The organism is Apibacter sp. ESL0432 (assembly GCF_019469225.1).
Lineage (GTDB): Bacteria > Bacteroidota > Bacteroidia > Flavobacteriales > Weeksellaceae > Apibacter.
The window spans coordinates 175,326-194,586 of the sequence record NZ_CP048266.1 but is presented as its reverse complement, the minus strand read 5'-3'; the positions used below and the strand labels follow the sequence as shown (position 1 = coordinate 194,586).

General features: G+C 32.1%; 10 protein-coding genes. 7 read left to right on the top strand and 3 right to left on the bottom strand.

Annotated features, from left to right (window positions below; translation table 11 throughout):
- The first annotated feature begins 28 nt into the window (after positions 1-28).
- From GYM73_RS00790 to GYM73_RS00765, 7 genes are read left to right on the top strand one after another with little or no spacing between them, the layout of a single operon-like run.
- Positions 29-7,171, top strand: a complete 7,143-nt coding sequence (locus GYM73_RS00790; RefSeq protein ID WP_220233828.1) for a type I polyketide synthase — start codon at positions 29-31, stop codon at positions 7,169-7,171.
- Positions 7,172-7,179: 8 nt separating this feature from the next.
- Positions 7,180-11,505 (top strand): type I polyketide synthase, encoded by a 4,326-nt coding sequence (locus tag GYM73_RS00785; RefSeq protein ID WP_220233827.1) that lies wholly within the window; start codon positions 7,180-7,182, stop codon positions 11,503-11,505.
- On the top strand, positions 11,493-11,792 hold the full coding sequence (locus GYM73_RS00780) for an acyl carrier protein (RefSeq protein WP_105296282.1): 300 nt from the start codon (positions 11,493-11,495) through the stop codon (positions 11,790-11,792). Before GYM73_RS00785 ends, GYM73_RS00780 begins: the two co-directional genes overlap by 13 nt.
- Positions 11,770-12,531 (top strand): alpha/beta fold hydrolase, encoded by a 762-nt coding sequence (locus tag GYM73_RS00775; protein ID WP_160542460.1) that lies wholly within the window; start codon positions 11,770-11,772, stop codon positions 12,529-12,531. Before GYM73_RS00780 ends, GYM73_RS00775 begins: the two co-directional genes overlap by 23 nt.
- Positions 12,532-12,546: 15 nt before the next feature.
- Entirely contained in the window at positions 12,547-13,734 is a 1,188-nt protein-coding gene (locus GYM73_RS09930) for a glycosyltransferase (protein WP_255570994.1), read from the top strand.
- Positions 13,735-13,739: 5 nt separating this feature from the next.
- Positions 13,740-14,933, top strand: a complete 1,194-nt coding sequence (locus GYM73_RS09925) for a glycosyltransferase (protein WP_255570993.1) — start codon at positions 13,740-13,742, stop codon at positions 14,931-14,933.
- A gap of 19 nt (positions 14,934-14,952) precedes the next feature.
- Positions 14,953-16,521 carry a hypothetical protein gene (locus GYM73_RS00765; RefSeq protein WP_220233826.1) on the top strand — a complete coding sequence of 523 codons (1,569 nt, stop codon included), beginning with the start codon at positions 14,953-14,955 and terminating at the stop codon, positions 16,519-16,521.
- Between the two features lie 76 nt (positions 16,522-16,597).
- Here the strand turns inward: GYM73_RS00765 and pyk are convergent, their stop codons facing one another.
- Genes pyk through rnc form a run of 3 tightly spaced genes read right to left on the bottom strand, consistent with a single transcriptional unit; the run spans position 16,598 to position 19,256 of the window.
- Complete coding sequence (pyk, locus tag GYM73_RS00760) at positions 16,598-18,025, bottom strand: pyruvate kinase (protein WP_105296287.1); 1,428 nt, start codon at positions 18,023-18,025, stop codon at positions 16,598-16,600.
- Complete coding sequence (locus tag GYM73_RS00755; protein WP_160542464.1) at positions 18,025-18,507, bottom strand: IPExxxVDY family protein; 483 nt, start codon at positions 18,505-18,507, stop codon at positions 18,025-18,027. Before GYM73_RS00755 ends, pyk begins: the two co-directional genes overlap by 1 nt.
- Complete coding sequence (gene rnc, locus GYM73_RS00750) at positions 18,504-19,256, bottom strand: ribonuclease III (protein WP_160542465.1); 753 nt, start codon at positions 19,254-19,256, stop codon at positions 18,504-18,506. The genes GYM73_RS00755 and rnc overlap by 4 nt, the downstream gene beginning before the upstream one ends.
- Between the last annotated feature and the right edge of the window lie 5 nt (positions 19,257-19,261).

Sequence of the window (19,261 nt, the reverse complement as noted above, 5' to 3'; positions counted from 1 at the left end):
TATTTACTAAATACAATTTTTTTAAGCCATGCAAGAAAAAAAAGAGTTATTTGTTCTTTCTCCTTTTGAATTACCTGACGTTGATCTAGCCTTAAAAACTATTAAAACCGGGGCTTTTCCAATCCTACATTTAGGAAGAGATAAAAACAAAGCTATTCAAAGTTTAAATGAACTTTCTGAAAAAACAAGAGAATCATTTGGTGTATGTTTTGTGTCAGAATCAATGGCTGACCTTACACTTCCTGAAAATGTAACAAAAATATTTATTCCTTTTAATTTTAAAATTTCTGTTAAAAAAAATATAGAAATTTTTCATCAAGTTCACTCATTGGATGAAGCAGAAGAAGCCATCAAAAAAGGGGTAGAATCAATTATATTAAAAGGAAATGAAGGAGCAGGAAAAGTGGCTTATGAATCCTCATACGTTCTTTTTCAAGGAATCAAAAACAAGCACAAAAAATTAAAAACTAAAATTTACATACAAGGAGGAATGGGTATTCATACCTCTGCTGCTGCCTTAGCAATGGGGGCACAAGGTATCATACTTGATAGTCAAATCGCTCTTTTTCCAGAATGTAGTATATCTAAAGATTTAAAAAATATTTTTAACAAACTGAGTGGAAGCGAAACTGTTATTATCGACAATTTCAGAATCTTACTTAGAAAAAATTCACCGGAATTACCAATACAAGCAAAATATGAAGATATTTTACCTTTTTTAGGCGGCCTGGATCTTTCTCAAAATATAATTCCTATGGGGCAGGATATTTGCTTATCCGTGGATTTTGTAGAACGATACAAAAAGCTTGAAAATTTAATTATAGCTTTTCAAGAAGCTGCCTATGGGCATTTATTGCAAGCTAAAAATTTAAATATAATCGGAGAGAACAGCCCTCTTGCGAAAGAATTAGGAACCAGATTTCCTATCGCTCAAGGTCCTATGGCCCGTGTAAGTGACGTACCTGAATTTGCTGAAAAAATTGCCAATGAAGGTGGTGTTCCATTTATAGCAATGAGCTTGATGATTGGACAAGCAGCTAAAGATGCTGTTGAAAAAACACATGCTCTATTAAAAGATAAGGCTTGGGGTGTGGGTATCTTAGGTTTTGCTCCGGCACCATTGCGTGAAGAGCAAATGAAATACATCCTTGAAAATAAACCTCCTTTTATTATCATTGCAGGTGGAAGACCTTCATTAGCTAAACCTTATGAAAAGGAAGGTATCAAAGCATTTTTACATGTACCATCTGTATCATTACTGGACATGTTCTTAAAAGAAGGTGCCAGAAATTTCATTTTTGAAGGAAGAGAAAGCGGTGGACATGTTGGCCCTTTACCTAGTATGGTTCTTTGGGAAAAACAAATCTATCGTTTATTAAAAGACGACCAACCAAGTACATTAAATATATTCTTTGCAGGAGGAATTCACGATGCATTTTCTTCTGCATTTATCTCTATTATGTCTGCATCCTTAGCAGCAAAAGGAGCTAAAATTGGTATATTGATGGGAACTTCTTACTTATTTACAAAAGAAGCTGTGGAAACGGGTGCTATCTCAGATGAATATCAAAAACAATCCGTAGCACATGATAAAACCGTTTTACTAGAAGCGGCTCCAGGTCAAGAAACCAGAGCTCTACCTACCCCTTTTACCAAATTATTCGATCAAGAAAAACAACGATTATTTGCAGAAGGTTTGGATTCCAAAGAAGTTTGGTTGAAACTTGAAGAAATGAACTTGGGACGTCAAAGAATTGCTGCAAAAGGAATTGAAAGACAGGGTAAAGAACTTATCAAACTATCCAATGAAGACCAGTTAAATAAAGGGGTATTTATGATTGGACAGGTTGGTGCATTAAGAGGCAATTCAACTACCATAAAAGAACTCCACAAAGACGTAGCAATAGAAAACAATAAAGTTCTTTCAAAATTAGAAAACCTTACAGAACCAACTAAAGAACCTAGTGGTTCTAAATTGGCAATTGTAGGTATGGCAGGTATTTTTCCTCAAGCCCAAACGTTAGAGGAATACTGGAAAAATATTTTGTCCGGTAAAGATTGTGTTACCGAAGTTCCTGATGACCGATGGAATAAAGAACTTTTCTATAATCCCGACACCAGAGACACTGATTTCGTTTCCTCTAAGTGGGGTGGTTTTATACCAACCATTGATTTTGATCCGTTAGAATTTGGTATCCCTCCTCAATCATTAGCTTCTATAGAACCGGTGCAGTTATTAAGCCTTTTAGTGGCTAAAAGAGCATTGGAAGATGCCGGTTATGACATGAAAACTTTCGATGGAGAAAATACATCTGTTATCATCGGTGCTGAAGGAGCAACCGAATTAGCTTCAAGTTATGGGTTTAGAGGATATGCTAAACAAGTTTTCGGAGATCTTCCTGAGGAACTTAAAAATATGCTTCCTAAACTTAATGAAGATTCCTTCCCGGGGGTTTTATCCAATGTGGTGGCCGGTAGAATTACCAACAGATTAAATTTAGGAGGTACCAACTATACAGTTGATGCTGCCTGTGGTGCATCTCTTGCAGCAGTAGATATAGGATGCCAAGAATTACAAAATTATAGAACAGATATTGCCATCATAGGAGGAGCAGATTTACATAATGGTTTAAATGACTTTTTAATGTTCTCTGCAACACATGCCTTATCAAGAAAAGGAAAATGTGCTTCCTTTGATGCTAATTCTGATGGAATTGCTTTAGGAGAAGGAATTGGGATGATTGTGGTAAAAAGATTGGAAGATGCAGAACGCGATGGGGACAGAATCTATGCCGTAATAAGAGGAACAGGTGCCAGCAGTGACGGTAAAAGCTTAGGTATGACCGCTCCAAACAAAAGAGGTCAGATGAAAGCTCTACAAAGAGCCTATAAACATGCAGGTGTTTTACCTTCAGAAGTTGAATTAATTGAAGCTCATGGAACAGGAACTGTTGTAGGTGATAAAACGGAATTAAGCGCATTGACTGAAATGTTTTTAGAGTCCGGAGCTTTAGTGGGACAAACTCATTTAGGGTCTGTAAAAACTCAAATCGGACATACTAAATGTGCTGCCGGTATGGCCGGATTAATTAAAACGGCTTTAGCAACCTATTACGGTATTCAACCGCCGACCATCAATTTAACTAATCCGAATGCTTTTTATAACAAAGAAAGCAGTCCGTTTAAATTTAATACTAAAGCGGGAATCTGGAGCAGTGAAAGAAGAATATCCGGTGTAAGTGCGTTTGGTTTTGGTGGAACCAATTTCCATGTTGTTATGGAAAATTATAAATCAGAAATTCCTACGACAAGCAGCTTAACTTCTTGGCCTTCCGAATTATTTGTTTTCAAAGGGGATAACTTACAAGAAGCCAAACAAATTGCTCAAAAAGTTAAAAATTTAATTGAAATAAACAGTTCTCTAAACTTAAAAGATATAGCTTATAGTTTAGCAACTGATAACAATAAAGATATTCAAGCTTCTATAGTAGCTTCCAATACTATTGAATTAAAAGATAAAATTGAATCTCTTCTTTCCAATAAAGAAGAAGCGGGAATTTATCTAAGGGATCCTAAGGAAGGTAAAGTTGCCTTTTTATTTTCAGGACAAGGAAGTCAAAGAATTAATATGGCTCGTGATCTTTTTGTGGCTTTTCCAGCTATGAGATCCTTATTAATTCAAAATAAAGAGGTTGAAAAAATATTATTCCCTCATGCAGTTTTTGATGATGAAAGTAAGAAATTACAGCAAACTACGATCACAAAAACTCAAAATGCCCAGCCATCATTAGGTATCGTTGATTATGCGATCGCTAGTTTTTTACGATCGTTAGAAATTGAACCGGATATGGTTGCAGGACACAGCTATGGAGAACTTCCTGCGCTTTGTTTTGCAGGAGTATTCAAACCTGAAGAATTAGTTTCTTTAAGTAGAAAAAGAGCCCATGCAATTTTAGATGCTGTTGGACAAGATAAGGGTAAAATGATTGCATTAAATCTACCGGAAGTAGAAATAAAATCATTACTTGAAGGAGAAAAAGAAGTTTGGGCCGTTAACTTCAATTCTAATAAACAAACCATTCTTGCCGGTTCTACTGCTGCAATGAGTGAGTTTATGAAGAAACTTACGGATAAGAAAATCACTTACAGAGAATTGGCCGTAGATTGTGCTTTCCACAGTCCACTATTGAATAAATCTAAAGATTTATATTTGAAAGAGCTTTCTTCTGTTGATTTTACTTCTCCGACGTTGTCCATATGGTCTAATACAACTGCAGAACTATACCCTTCCAAACCTGAAGAAATTAAAAATCGTTTAGCTGAGCATTTAATTAATCCAGTATACTTTACCAAAGAGGTTACTAATATGTATGCAGAGGGTGCGCGTGTATTCATTGAAACCGGCCCGGGTAAAGTTCTCATAAATCTTGTTCAATCTACATTAGGTGCTCAAGAAATTACTACAATTCAAACCGAAGAAAAAGAAAAAGAAGGAATTACCTTTTTACTTAATGCATTAGCTAAATATATTGCTACCGGAAGAAATATAAATCTTGAAAAACTATTTGAAGGTAGAAAAGTTACTTCTATAAATTTTGATGAACCGGAAAAATATAAAAAGAGAGCTACAAACTGGCTTATCAATGGCCATTATGCTATTCCTTCCGTAGGAAGTCTTCCTCCCAACGGAGCACTTCCAATTAGCAAACCGATAAATTTAAATTTTGGAGCTATTTCCGATACTTATACCATGAATAACAATCTTACTCAAGCGGATCATGTTATCCTTGAATATTTAGGAAACATGAGATCTATGATACAAAACCAAAGAGACGTCATGTTAGGATACTTTGGTCAAAATCCAACAACTATTGCTGCTCCTCAAGCAACAACAACTATTCAAGTGCCTACTCAAAGCAATCAAATTGCTACTCCTCAACCAACGGTAGTTGTTCCGGCTCAAGTCGCTGTACCGGTACATACGGTTGCTCAAAGTTCAGCTCCTGCTTTATCAATTCAAGTAATCAAAGACACTTTGCTTGATACAGTAAGTGAAAAAACAGGATATCCTATTGATATGCTAGGTTTAGACATGGATCTGGAAGCTGACTTAAGTATAGATTCCATTAAAAGAATGGAAATCATTGGAGCTTTAAAAGAAAAATTAAAAATCAATGCTGATTTTGAAGAATCTGAAGATGCTATCGAAAAAATGGCTTCTATTAAGACACTTAGCGGTGTTATCGGATGGGTTGAAGAATTAGTAAAATCAGATCAACCCGTATCTCAAGAAGTTACTGTAGCTACAAATATATTACCTGCAGCAACTTCAAGTGCTAAGAAAGAAGCCCTTTCTTTGGAAGTGATTAAAGATGCTCTCCTTAATACCGTAAGTGAAAAAACCGGATATCCAATTGATATGTTAGGTTTGGATTTAGATTTAGAAGCTGATTTAAGTATCGATTCCATTAAAAGAATGGAAATAATTGGAGCATTACGAGAAAGATTAAATATTACTTCTGATTTTGAGGAATCTGAAGATGCTATCGAAAAAATGGCCTCTATAAAAACATTAAACGGGGTTATCGGATGGATTGAAGATTTAGCAAATGGGGATTCTTCAGAAAAAACAGACAAGCAAATTGCAGCTTCACCGGCTGTAAATGAAATATCTTTTGATGCAGAATCAATTTCAGAATTAGAAAAAAACCTTGATTCAGCTAAAGACGAACCTCTTTTAAGAACTCGTTTTGAACTTGAAAAATATCCAATTAATGGATCAGATAAAATAGAAATAGAAGGCAAAAAATTTGCAATTACTGATGATGGAAAATCTATGGCTAAAGATCTTAAAAAAGCTTTAGAAGCAAAAGGAGCTACAGTAGATATCATTTCAGACAGTAATACAAATCTTTCAAACTACGATGGTCTTCTTATTCTAGAGGTTTCAGAATCATCTAAGCATTATACTATTAAAGATGCTTTTACTCTTATAAAAAGTGCTGATATGGATCGTATTCAATGGATCTATAGCTTCAGTGACCTGATGGGTGATTTAGAAGGTAAAAAAGATATCAAAGAATTAAAGAAAATTCAAGGTTTTCCGGGATTAATCAAAAGTTTAGCTCGTGAATATTCTAAAATAAATTGTAGAGCTATTATATCTAATACTGTATTTACTTCTAAAAATTTAACGGAAATTGTTTTAAATGAAATACAAGCAAAAGACATTTCTGCTGAAGTCATTTATAAAGATACCGAACGTTTTCGTCTTAATTTAGTACCTGAAGCTCTTGCTGTAAATGGAAGCTCTAAATTAGACCTGGATCAAGAATCTGTAGTACTTGTTTTAGGAGGTGCTCAAGGAATTACCGCTGAATTAACTAATCAACTTTCTTCTGAATATCCTTGTCATTATATTTTGGTAGGACGTTCCGCTAAACCTACTGAGGAAGATAAAAAATACATTTCATTAAAAGATAAAAATGAAATCCGTAAATATCTTATCAATGAAGAACAAATGAAAACTCCTACTGAAATAGAGAAAAAAGCTCAAAAAATTGATAAGACCAATCAAATTATACAAACCATAGCCCAAATTGAAAAGTCAGGTTCTAAAGTAACATATGTTTCTTTAGATGTAACAGATGAAAAAGGACTAAGGAAATTTATAAAAGATACGTACAAACAATACGGTAGAATTGACGGATGCATTCATGCAGCAGGACTTTTAGTTGATAAGTTATTTACACATAAAACCCTAGAAGCATTCGAACAAGTTTATTCTACTAAAATAAATCCTTTACACGTACTGTTAGACGAACTTCATAGTGATATTAAATTCATTATTTTCTTCAGCAGCATCGCTTCTGTATACGGTAACAGAGGACAAACTGATTATGCTGCAGCCAACAGCGTGTTTGACATGACTTCGTGGGCTATCCAGGGAAAAACCAACGCCAGAGTTTTAGCTATTAATTGGGGACCTTGGAAAGGAGCAGGAATGGTATCCAGCTCTTTGGAAAATGAATTTAATAAAAGAGGTGTTGCTATGATTCCTTTAAAACAAGGAGCTCGTGAATTCGTTAACGAATTAAAATATGGTAATGATAACCAAGTTTTAATTATGGGAGGAAGTGATCAAGGAGTTAAACAATTTTTCGGAATCTGAGTATAACTATGAAAGATACAGATATTGCAATTGTAGGAATGTCTTGTTTCCTTCCAGGAGCAAATAATATCAATGATTTTTGGAACAATTTATTGAAAGGAACTTCTTCCATAACTGATGTTCCTGAAGAAAAAATTGATTCAATCTACTTTAAAAATAATTTAAATAAATTAGATCATATTTATTGTAATAAAGGAGGATTTATTCCTCCTATTACAATTGATCCATCTAAAATAGGAATAACACCGGAACAGGTACAGCATTTAGACCCTACTCAGCTTTTAGTAATAAAATTAGTCTATCAAGCATTAGAGGATGCTTCTGTATTTGAAAAAAATATTTCTTTAAAGAAATCTTCGATTATAATCGGAAAAGAAAATTACATTAGTTCCAATGACTTAAAATGGATCGATATTGTTCGTACCAGTGAGCAACTTGCTTTAGCCGTTAAAAATATACTTCCGTCCATTTCCGATCAAGACATTGAAAAAGTTAAAGAGGCTTTTCAAAAGGATAAAGGGGCTCAAGAAAACAAATTACAACTTGAACATACGACAAAGTCAATTGCGGGAATAGTTTCCTCTCATTTTAATACTGAAGGAACTGCCTATACCATCGATGCATCCGAAGTAAGTTCATTACTTGCCATAGAACAATCAATACAGGAATTACTTGCTAATAAGGTCGAAATTGCAATCGCCGGAGGTATGCAATTTAGCCAAAATTCTCCTTATTGGAGTATGTTTTCAAAATCGGGTTTATTATCTCATAAACAAGAGATTAAACCTTTTAATGAAGATGCTGATGGTATTTTGTTAAGCGAAGGAGCCGGATTTATTGTACTAAAAAAATTAAGTAAAGCTCTTTCCGATAATGATCGTATCTATGCTGTAATTAAAGGGGTGGGAATTGCTTCCAATAGAAATAATTTTTCAAACGGACAAAAAACTGCTATTCAGGAGGCTTGGAAAAATGCAAAAGTTAAGGCTGAAAATATCGGATATATAGAGGCTAACGGCACAGCTATTAAAAGCGATGATAAAATTGAGATTGATGTACTTTCTGAACTATTCAAAGATGGAAAAGTTTTAATCGGATCGGTAAAATCCAATATCGGACATACTCTTTCTGCGTCCGGTATGGCCGGTTTAATTAAAACTGCACTTTCTTTATATAATAAGAAAATTCCTGTAACTCTGAATTGTGAAAATCCTAATAATTCACTAAAAAATACACAAATTACACCCGTTACTGAAATAATCGATTGGAATGAAAAAGAAATTCCGTTGCATGCAGGGGTTAGCGCATTTGGTATTGACGGTATGAGTGCACACGTTGTTTTACAGGCACATAGTCATGCCGAGGAAAACAACTCTTCAATTCCGGTTTTTGACAACGAAGCGATTGCTATTTCCGCTTCATCTAAAGAGGCGTTAATTGAAGCTTTAGATAAAAGAGATTTTTCCTTATCTGATCCAAACGGTACTTATCGATTAGTTCTTTTTAATCCGACATCGGATCGTATTGAAAAAGCTAAAAAATTAATTTCAAAAGATAAGCCTTGGAAAGGAAGACAAGATATTTGGTTCTCAAACAAACCTCTTTTAAGAAATAATGAAAAAATAGCTTTCTTATTTCCGGGATTCGACCCTTCATCTAATCCGGAAGTAGAAAGTATTGCAAAATATTTTGGGTATAAAATACCTAAAGAAAGAATTACAGGTAATTTATTACTTGACCAGTCTTTTAAACAATTTCACGGAGGTGAAATTATAGACGGAGCGTTAAAAAAAATGGGTATAATACCCGATTTAACTGCAGGGCATAGTTTAGGAGAATGGTTCGCAGCAAAATCAGGTGGTCTGGTTTCTGATGAATCCGTTGAAAATTTATTAAATTCAATGGATCCGGAAAAATACAATATGGACGATGTGTATTTTATCGCCGTAGGTGCCGGTACAGAAACAGTAAATCCCATTTTAGATGGAATCCAGGATCTTTACCTGTCCAATGATAATTGTCCCAACCAAGTTCTTTTGTGTGGAACAGAAACAGCAAAAGATCAATTAATACAAATCTTAAAATCTAAAAGTATATTTTATCAAGTTTTAGATTTTAAATCGGGCTTTCATTCACCATTCCTAAAAAAGAAGCTTTATTTACTGGACGATCTTAATTACATTAAGATCGAAAAAAATGACATTCCTGTTTGGTCGGCCACTACCCTAGATGTTTACCCGCATGATTTTGAATCTTTCAAAGAATTAACCATGCAACATCTAACTCAAGCCGTTCTTTTTCGTGAATTAATTGAAAAATTATATGAAAAAGAAAATGTTAGATTTTTTATACAAATAGGAAGTGGAAGTTTAATTGGTTTTGTGGATGATATTCTTAAAAATAAAGAATATGCTGCAATATCGGCTACAGTTCCTAAACTTTCAACTTTGGAACAATTGAGAAGGGTACTTTCTTTATTATTCATTGAAGGTAAAGAAATTAATACTTCTTTCATAGGTCTTAAAAATAAGGAAACTTCTTCTATCGAAGAAATTCAAGTTTCTGAAAACCAATCTTTGGTAAAAAACTTTCCTTTATTACAGGAATTATCCAATAAATATAAAATTCATACTACCGAATCAGATTCTATAAATTCTCTTTTCATTAAATCCAATCATCCGGTTATTCAAGCGATGAATGAGTATACTCAAGAACTTATTCTCATGCAAAAGGAATTTACTGAAATGGTTGAAACAAGAAAAGCATTTGCATCAAATTCTGATTATTTAGTTACTGATTTTGTACCCTTAAAAGAATATGCTCCTCAACCAATTATTCCAAATACGGTTACTCAAGAGATAAAAGTTGGAAGTTCTTTTGAAGAAAAATTAGATATCGACTTAAAGAATTATCCTTATATAATAGATCATTCTTTATTCAGACAACCTAAAAATTGGAAAGTTGTTGAAGATATGTGTCCGGTTATACCAATGACCATGACTTTTGAGTTGTTAATAGAAGCGGCTCATAAACAAAACTTAAATAAAAAAGTTCTTCGTTTGGGACCTGTAAGTGTTTTCCAATGGATGAAAGTATATAAACCTTTCCAACATACCATTGAAGGAACTTGGAAAACTGAAAATGTAGTTTCTTTGAAAATCAAAAATTTCGCAAATGGAGATGTAACTTTAGGCGATGCATATCCAAGTGTAGACCCTGTTTATCTTGAAAATATTGATTTTGGAGAAAATGCGGTAGCTCTCCCTACTCCGGAAATTATTTATAAAGATCATATGTTTCATGGTCCCGGATATCAAGGTATTTTAGAAGTTACAAACATTTCTAAAAAAGGATTAAGAGCCATTGTTAAGAAATCTTTTGGTAAAGGTTCTTTAATGGATACTATTGGTCAACTTTATGGCTTATATCTTCAATTGATGTTAGAGGGAGAATCTAAAGTTAGTTTTCCGGTAAAAATTGAAGAAATTAATTTCTATCAAGATGTAGAAGATCAAGAAGGAATTTTTGAATGTATTTGTCTTCCTACCTCCTATGTAGATAAATTGGCAACTGCCGATATTATCATGAAACGCGACGGAAAAATTTGGTGTATAATTAAAAATTGGAAAAATCAAATATTTGAAGGTTTTGACACCAGACTATGGAATACGAATATGAGTCCGGCGGATCATATTTTGGCAAATGAAATTGCACCGAATGTTTATTTCTTCGATGACCGATATAAAAAAGCTGTTAATCAAGATTTCTTGATGCATATATATTTAAACACTGAAGAAAAACGTCGATATGATTCTTTAATGTTAAATAAGAAAAAAGATTTCTTAATCAGTCGTGTATGCGTAAAGGATAGTGTTAGAGATTACATCAATAAACAAAATGGTATAAAATATTTCCCTATTGAATTTTCTATTCAGCACAACGAAAAAAATAAGCCATCCATACACGGGGTTCCGGAAACTAAGTCATTAGAAATTTCAATTGCTCATAAAGGAAGCAATACGGTAAGTATGGTATCTAATAAGCCGGTAGGGATTGATATAGAAACCATTGAGGAACGTGACAAAGGCTTTTTAGATATTGCATTCACAGATAAAGAACTTACTCTTATTAAATCAAAAGAAAATATTGCAGAATGGAGCACTCGTTTTTGGGTGGCTAAAGAAGCCTATGGAAAAATGCTTGGTGTTGGATTAAACGGAAATCCTAAGCAATATGAAGTAACATCTATTGATGGTGAAAATTTAACTATCAATGAAACTATAATAAAAACAATTAAACATAATAATAAATTCATAATCGGATGGACTCTATAGAAAAACAAAAAGAAACTATTTTTGAATCACTTAAAAAATTTATTACTGAAGTAATTGGCGAAGACGTAGCGGAAGAATTAACTATTGAGCCGGAAAGTGTTTTTACCAGAGATTTGGAAATGGACAGTATTGAAATTGTTTCATTTGCGGAGAAAGTAAAAGCTACCTATGGTGACAATATAGATTTTAATGGATGGTTATCAGGTATGGATATGGATCAATTAATCAATTTATCAATCAACGATGTTGTTAATTATATTGTAGATGCCAATAATTCAGATAAATAACAGAAAAACTCACATCTTAGAACTCAATCCGGAAGCTTCCGAAACAATTGTAATGGTTCATGGTATGTTTACCAATTTATCCATATTTTATTTTAATATAGCTCCGGAACTTGCTAAAAAATATCACGTGGTTATGTATGATTTACGTAGCCACGGCCTTAGCGGCAAAATTGATAATGGGTATGATTTAGAAACTCTTTCTAATGATTTGTTGGATCTTTTAAATCATTTAAATTTATCAAAAGTTGATCTTGTAGGCTATAGTTTTGGTGGTTTAATAGCTTTATATACAGCAATTCACCATCAGGATAAAATAAAAAAACTTGCTATTATCGATTCTCCTATTACAGATAAAAATGGAGATACAGAGCAAATTCTTGAAAAATATGGTAATGAGTATATCGAACACTATATGAAAAATTATAGTATTTCAACAAATATTACTCCTAATAACAAACAGCTTGAAAAAAGTAAAAAATTATTTGATTTTCTACTTCATGAAACTTCGATGCCTCAAGATTTAATAAAGGATAAGAATTTTTCAACAGAAAAAAATATGAGTCTCATAAAAAATAAAACGTTATTACTTTATGGGAATGAATCGGATTGTTTACCGGATGGAAAATTATTAAATACCTATATTCCTGATTCAACCTTATTTTCAGGAACAGGAGATCATAACATTCCAATTCAAAATCCTGAATGGATTAACGAAAAACTGAGTGAATTTTTTACTTAATAAATTAATTACTAGATGGCAAAATTTACTTTCATAGTTCCTCCCCTTACAGGTCATATTAATCCAACATTAAGCCTTGGCAATGAACTTTTAAATAGAAACCATGAAGTTACCTGGTATAGTTTAGATGCTAATTTAAAAGCTCAATTGCCTGAAAAAGGCCAATTAGTTGTTCTTCCTTTAGAAATGGATGAAATGGCAAAAAAAAAGCTTTTTGAACATGCTCAAGAGCTTCAAAAAAAGAAAGTATATGGAATAGACAGTCTTAAATTTTTATATGAAGAAGTTCTCACTCCCATGAATTCATTAATGATGAATGGGATTGAAAATGCATTAGATGAATATAAACCGGATGTGGTGATTTCCGATCATCAAATTTTTGCCGGAGCTGTTGCTTCATTCAAAAAAAATATTCCTTATGCTACTTCCGTTACTGCACCGGCATCAATTAAAGTTAATCCTTCGTTTCCAAAAATTCATGAATGGGAAGGTGAACAGGTTATAGCTTTTCAAAATAAATACGGTGTTTCCGGATATGATCGTCTTGATTGTTCTCAATTATTAACTTTGGTATACACCTCAAGAGAATTTTTCGGTGAGACCGATTTGCCATCCAATTACAAATTTATAGGACCTGTACTATCACCACGCGCTCAAAAAATTGATTTTAATTGGGAAAAACTAGAAAAAATGGGTCAAGATCGTCCCAAAATTTTAGTAAGTATAGGAACCACATTTGATCATACACAAAAGAAACAATTTTTCAGTAAAGTTGTTGAGGCTTTTGAGGGAGAAAATATTACTGTTATTGTAGTATCCGATCCTGACTTATTTGAAAATATTCCAGATAATTTTATTATTCAAAAGAACATACCCCAACTTGAAATAATTCAACAGATGCAAGCAGTGGTATGTCATGGAGGAAATAATACGGTCTGTGAATCCCTGTCTTACGGTATTCCTTTAGTAGTTATTCCCATTGCTTATGACCAATCTTTTGTATCCAGTTGCGTTACAGATAGTGGTGCAGGTATACGTTTAAATTTTAATCGTTTTAAAACTTCTCATCTAAAAGAAGCTGTTGAATCACTATTAAATCAGAAATCATTTAGTGAAAATGCAAAAATGATTCAAAATTCATTTGAAAAAGCAGGAGGAGTGAGTAAAGGAGCAGACTATTTACAAACATTAGTAAAAAATTAAACATTATGTCAAAATTCTTATTTGTTGTCCCTCCTTTTTTTGGACATATCAATCCCAGTCTAAGTATAGGTAGAACTTTATTAGAAAACGGTCATGAAGTCGCATGGGCCGGATTAACCGAAATAAAACCAGAAACTATTCCGGCAGGCGGTACTTTTTTTATATTAAAAGAATCATATCAAGAAAATAAAGAAGAAATACAAGATATTATTAAACTACAAGACAGAGGGGCTAAATTACCTGCTTTGGAAGCATTAAAATTGGGTCTTCAGGGTACTTATATTCCTTTTGCCAGAATAATGTATGCCGAGCTTTCTAAGTTAGTAGATACTTATGAGCCGGATGTTATTATCAATGACTGTATTACATTTGCGGGAGCATTTGTAGCTCATGTTAAAAAAATTCCATTGGCTACGATCACCCCTGTTACCCCTAATACACTTCATGATCCGGGAACAGCACCAAAAGTAACTCAATGGGTACATGATTCCATCATAAATTTGCAAAAATCTTTAGGTATATCGGGTGATGAAGAATTAATTTCTTCTAAAGAAGTTAATATGTTTTATACCTCTCAAAAATTTGCAGGATATAATGATGGAGAATATCCTTCTTATATGAAATTTATCGGAGCTTTAACCGGTCGCCCGGATAATACTCCTTTTGATTGGGACAGATTAAATAAAGATAATAATCCTAAAATATATATATCTTTAGGTACTGTCCTGGTAGATATCAGAAAAGAGTTTTTCACTAAAATGATTGAGGCTCTTAAAGATAAAAACGTAACTGTTGTTGCGGCAACAGACCCTTCTATTATAGAAAAATGGCCGGATAATTTTATTGTACAAAGTTATGTGCCACAACTTGAACTTTTAAAACATATTGATGTAGTAATTGGTCATGGAGGATTAAATACCGTTTGTGATACTTATATGAATGGTATTCCAATGCTCATAATACCTATAGCTTTTGACCAATCTCATACCGCCACTTTAATTGAACAATACGGATGCGGCATACGGTTAAAATACAAACGCATGAGAATTATGGATATAGAACATGCGGTTGACGAATTATTATATAATGAAAAATATAAAAAAGCAGCAAAAGAAATTCAAGAATCTTTCATTGAAGCCGGAGGAAATAAAAAAGCTGCAGAGCTCATCGAAAATCTAGTTATTGAGAATAGTAAGTAAAATATTTAATTTTTATAAAATGGAAAAAACTTCTGAAAGAAATATTTACTTTTTGCTATTTATATATGTATTAAGTGTTTTATTCATATGCTCAAAGATGTCCCCTCTTTATACTACAAATGAATGGGCAGATCCTAACATTTATTTTAATGTTGCAAAGGGAATGGTTAATGGAAGGGCTTTATATACTGAGATTTTCGATCATAAAGGGCCTTTCATATTTTTTATTTATGCAGCCGGATATATAATTTCCAATGAAAATTTTTTCGGGATGTTTTTAATTGAATTAGCCTCCTGGTTTATTTTATCATTGTCTTTATATTCTACTTCTAGACTATTCTTAGGTAAATTCATTTCTTTTGTAATTACCACCGCATTCTTTATTTTTATAATTAAAATTATGAAAGCGGGAGGTTCTGCTGAAGAATTTATTTTATGTATGGAAGGGGTCACCTTATACTTATTTTTTAAATATTTTAAATCTGACAACCCTATTCACAAACCTATATATATGTTTATTAATGGTTTGTTAGTAACTGCTGTGTTATATACTAAAATAAATCTTATAGCATTTTGGATTTTTCCTCTTTCAGCAATATTTATTAATATTTTATATCATAAGGAATATAAAAACTTTTTATACAATATTTTAGCATTTATTTTAGGGTTTTTATTTGTTAGTATCCCTGTTATTGGATATCTATACACACATAATTGTTTAGAAGAGGCTTATAAAATATATATTGAGTTGAATAGTGCTTATGCAAAATTAGGAACTCCTAAGGATATTGTTTTAAGGTTATTGGCAAGAATTCTTTATTTATTTTTAGAACCCACCTGTTTGTTTTTACTTGCTTTTATGGGAATATTTTTATTTCCATTTAAATATGTTAAAAATAGATTTGCTAGAGTAGGTATAGTATTTTCCGGATTTATTTTATATTCGGTTATCTTTATGGGTAAATTTCAATATTATTATCCTATACCTTTTTTAATTTTCGGATTTATAGGTTTTATATATGTTGGAGCTATATTCCAAAAATGTTTTGGCTCTTTTTATATAAACTCAAGTAAAACATTATTTTTTACTATGTTGGTATTCGTATTTACCTGTGCGGGGATGTCTGGACTTGATAATACGCGCATAGAAGAATGGATATTAACGGATGAAAATTATGACCGAAAAGCTTTAATGACCATGAGGTTAAAAAAGGAAATTATGAAAGAAAATAATCCTACTTTATTAAATTTAGGATTTGGTCTGGCAAATAATCTTTTTACTACATGTAATATAGTACCTAATATTAAGTATTTTGTTACTCCTAATCTTTCTCATAAATTTTATCCTCAATTAAGAGACGAACAATTTCAATATTTAAAAGATAAAAAAACTGATTTTGTTATCATACAGCAATACATACCTAGTAATGGATATTATGAAAAAATGGATTCTATTGATACGCCGTATAGTTTAAAACGAAATCCATTCTTATTGGAAAATTATAAATTAATTCTTACCGACACGATCATTAATACAATTGATGAAAGGTCCGTTGATATTTATTTTCTATATAAGAAAAAACCATAAGTATTTATTTAGGGTATAACAAAAAAGAGTTCAGTTTATAACTGAACTCTTTTTTTATGGTAAAAATTTAAATATGTTAAATTTGGGTAAGGCGTAATGTGTTTGTCAAACTATTCGCAAAAGAAGGCATTGCATTTAGGTTGATTACAAAATCACCTGATTTTATATACCCTTTTTGCTTAATATTATTGTTAACCTCAACAACTGTTTCATCAGTACTATTCGCTCCTTCATATAAATATGCTTTAACGCCCCATAGTAAGCTTAGCATATTGATTATTCGTTTATTGGATGTATAAACAATAATATTAGCTAGTGGACGATGGGATGATATTTGAAATGCTGTATATCCTGATTGAGTTAAAGTAATAATAGCTTTGGCTCCTACTTGTCCAACCATAACTGCAGCATTGTAGCAAATCATATCTGTTATATAACGCTCACTGCCTTTTTTTGGATAGTGTAAAGGGATTTGAATACGGTGATCATCTTCTACGCTTAAAATAATTTTAGACATGTTCTCAATTACTTCAACCGGATGTTTACCTACTGAGGTTTCTCCACTTAACATAACCGCGTCAGCGCCGTCTAATACAGAATTAGCCACGTCATTAACTTCGGCTCTGGTAGGGGTTAACCCGTCAATCATGCTTTCCATCATTTGAGTTGCTATGATCACAGGTTTACAGTGAGTTTTACATATGCTAACCAAATTCTTTTGAATTAAAGGAACTTTTTCCATTGGAATTTCAATTCCTAAATCTCCTCTGGCTACCATGATTCCATCGACAACATGAACTATTTCTTCAATGTTAGTTATAGCTTCCGGTTTTTCAATTTTTGCTATAATTGGGATTTTATGATCACAGTGTTTCTTAATTAAATTTTGTAAATCTATAACATCCTCTTTATGTCTAACAAAAGAAAGTGCAATCCAATCAAATTCGTATTTTATTGCAGTTATCGCATCTTTAATATCCTTTTCCGTTAAAGCCGGTAAAGAAATTTGAGTATTTGGTAAGTTAACTCCTTTTTTAGATTTTAACGGACCACCTTGAATAACTTTTGCTACTACTTTATCTGTTAAATTAGTTTCTAAAACTTCAAAAATTAATTTTCCGTCATCCAATAATATTCTTTCTCCCACTTTGACATCTTTAGCAAATTGGGGATAACTCATATAAACCTGTTTTGCGTCTCCTTCTACATTTTCATTGGTAAACGTAATTGTATCTCCAGCATTAACGATTGTTCCTTCTTTAACAATACCTACTCTAAGTTTAGGCCCTTGTAAATCGGCTAATAAGGCTACGCTAAAGCCATGTTCTTCATTGAGGTCTCTAACCGTACGTACCCATTTTTCAACAACTTCTTCTTCTGCATGAGAGAAATTCACTCTAATTACATTTACACCTGCTTGGAACATCTTTAATAATGTATTCTTATCTTCAGATGCAGGACCAATAGTAGCTACTATCTTCGTTTTTTTTCTAAATCCACTCATTATGTAGGTAATATCAAATTTTCTAAATTTTTTATTTTAATTTTATCTATATTTATTTCACTAAATTTATAAATATTTTTAAGATTTCCCAAATTTATATAGAATTCTTCATCTAATATGACATCTGATTTTAAGAAATAATTATAATATTTATATTCAGGGATTAAAATTTTAACTTTTTCGATCTGGTCAAAAAAACTATCATTTTCATGTATGGTTTGAGGAAAGGAGAAGTTACTTATTAATTCTAATTTTTGTTTAGTTTTTTCATGGAAAAACCTATAAATTGAGAAAATATAAGTAATCCCATCTTCTATTATTTGCTGATCATTGACTCGCTTAAAATTAAGGTTACAATTCTTATTTAAATAGAATACAAAATCATAATCTTTATTAATACAGGTTTTAAATCCTAATAAATTAAAATCAAATATTGGATCATTTACTTCCCAATCTAAAGAATATGTTTTTAATATACTCATTTATTTTGCAGAGAATTATAATACTTGCTAAGACTATGATAGGCTCTCCTGGAAGCGCTCTCTTCGGCTTTTTTCTTAGAAGTAGCTCTTCCTTTAGCAATAATCTTATTATCCAGTTGAATTATAGAATTGAAGATTAATGATTCTTCTGCATTTTCTTCTTGAAAAGTATTAAAAATAATTTCGAGTTTATTTTTTTGAGCCCATTCAATAATCAGACTTTTATAACTTGCAATTCTTTTTTCAAGCTGTTCAAAGTTTTCTTGCTTAATGAGTGTTTCTTTTATAAAATTTCGACAAAATTCAAATCCACTATCTATATAAATTGCACCGACCAGCGCTTCATATAAATTTCCATTTATATTTTCGCCCAAACTTGTATTTTGCCTCTTTTGAAGAAAAGAGGTTAATTTTAAATCTGCTCCTAAAACATTTAAGGATTTTCGACTTACCAGTTTGGATCGCATCTGAGTAAGATAACCTTCTTTTTTATCAGGTGCTTGATGGTATAAATAGTCAGATACTATACTTGATAATATGGAATCTCCTAGAAATTCTAATCTTTCGAAATTCTTATTATCATTTGTATTAATTGAGGAATGAGTAAAGCACTCATAGAAAATCGACAGGTTGGATGGTTTATATCCAATAAGATTTTCAATTTTCTTATTAAAAGTTGTTTCCTCTTTTTTTTTAGAATTTTGTTTAAATAAATATGAACATAAAAGTATTTTTTTCCAAATACTCATTTGTT

Coding starts and splice junctions, on each gene's coding strand:
- rnc (WP_160542465.1), bottom strand. CDS start 19,256: ATGAGTATTTGGAAAAAAATACTTTTATGTTCATATTTATTTAAACAA.
- GYM73_RS09930 (WP_255570994.1), top strand. CDS start 12,547: ATGGCAAAATTTACTTTCATAGTTCCTCCCCTTACAGGTCATATTAAT.
- GYM73_RS00785 (WP_220233827.1), top strand. CDS start 7,180: ATGAAAGATACAGATATTGCAATTGTAGGAATGTCTTGTTTCCTTCCA.
- GYM73_RS00790 (WP_220233828.1), top strand. CDS start 29: ATGCAAGAAAAAAAAGAGTTATTTGTTCTTTCTCCTTTTGAATTACCT.
- GYM73_RS00765 (WP_220233826.1), top strand. CDS start 14,953: ATGGAAAAAACTTCTGAAAGAAATATTTACTTTTTGCTATTTATATAT.
- pyk (WP_105296287.1), bottom strand. CDS start 18,025: ATGAGTGGATTTAGAAAAAAAACGAAGATAGTAGCTACTATTGGTCCT.
- GYM73_RS09925 (WP_255570993.1), top strand. CDS start 13,740: ATGTCAAAATTCTTATTTGTTGTCCCTCCTTTTTTTGGACATATCAAT.
- GYM73_RS00780 (WP_105296282.1), top strand. CDS start 11,493: ATGGACTCTATAGAAAAACAAAAAGAAACTATTTTTGAATCACTTAAA.
- GYM73_RS00775 (WP_160542460.1), top strand. CDS start 11,770: ATGCCAATAATTCAGATAAATAACAGAAAAACTCACATCTTAGAACTC.
- GYM73_RS00755 (WP_160542464.1), bottom strand. CDS start 18,507: ATGAGTATATTAAAAACATATTCTTTAGATTGGGAAGTAAATGATCCA.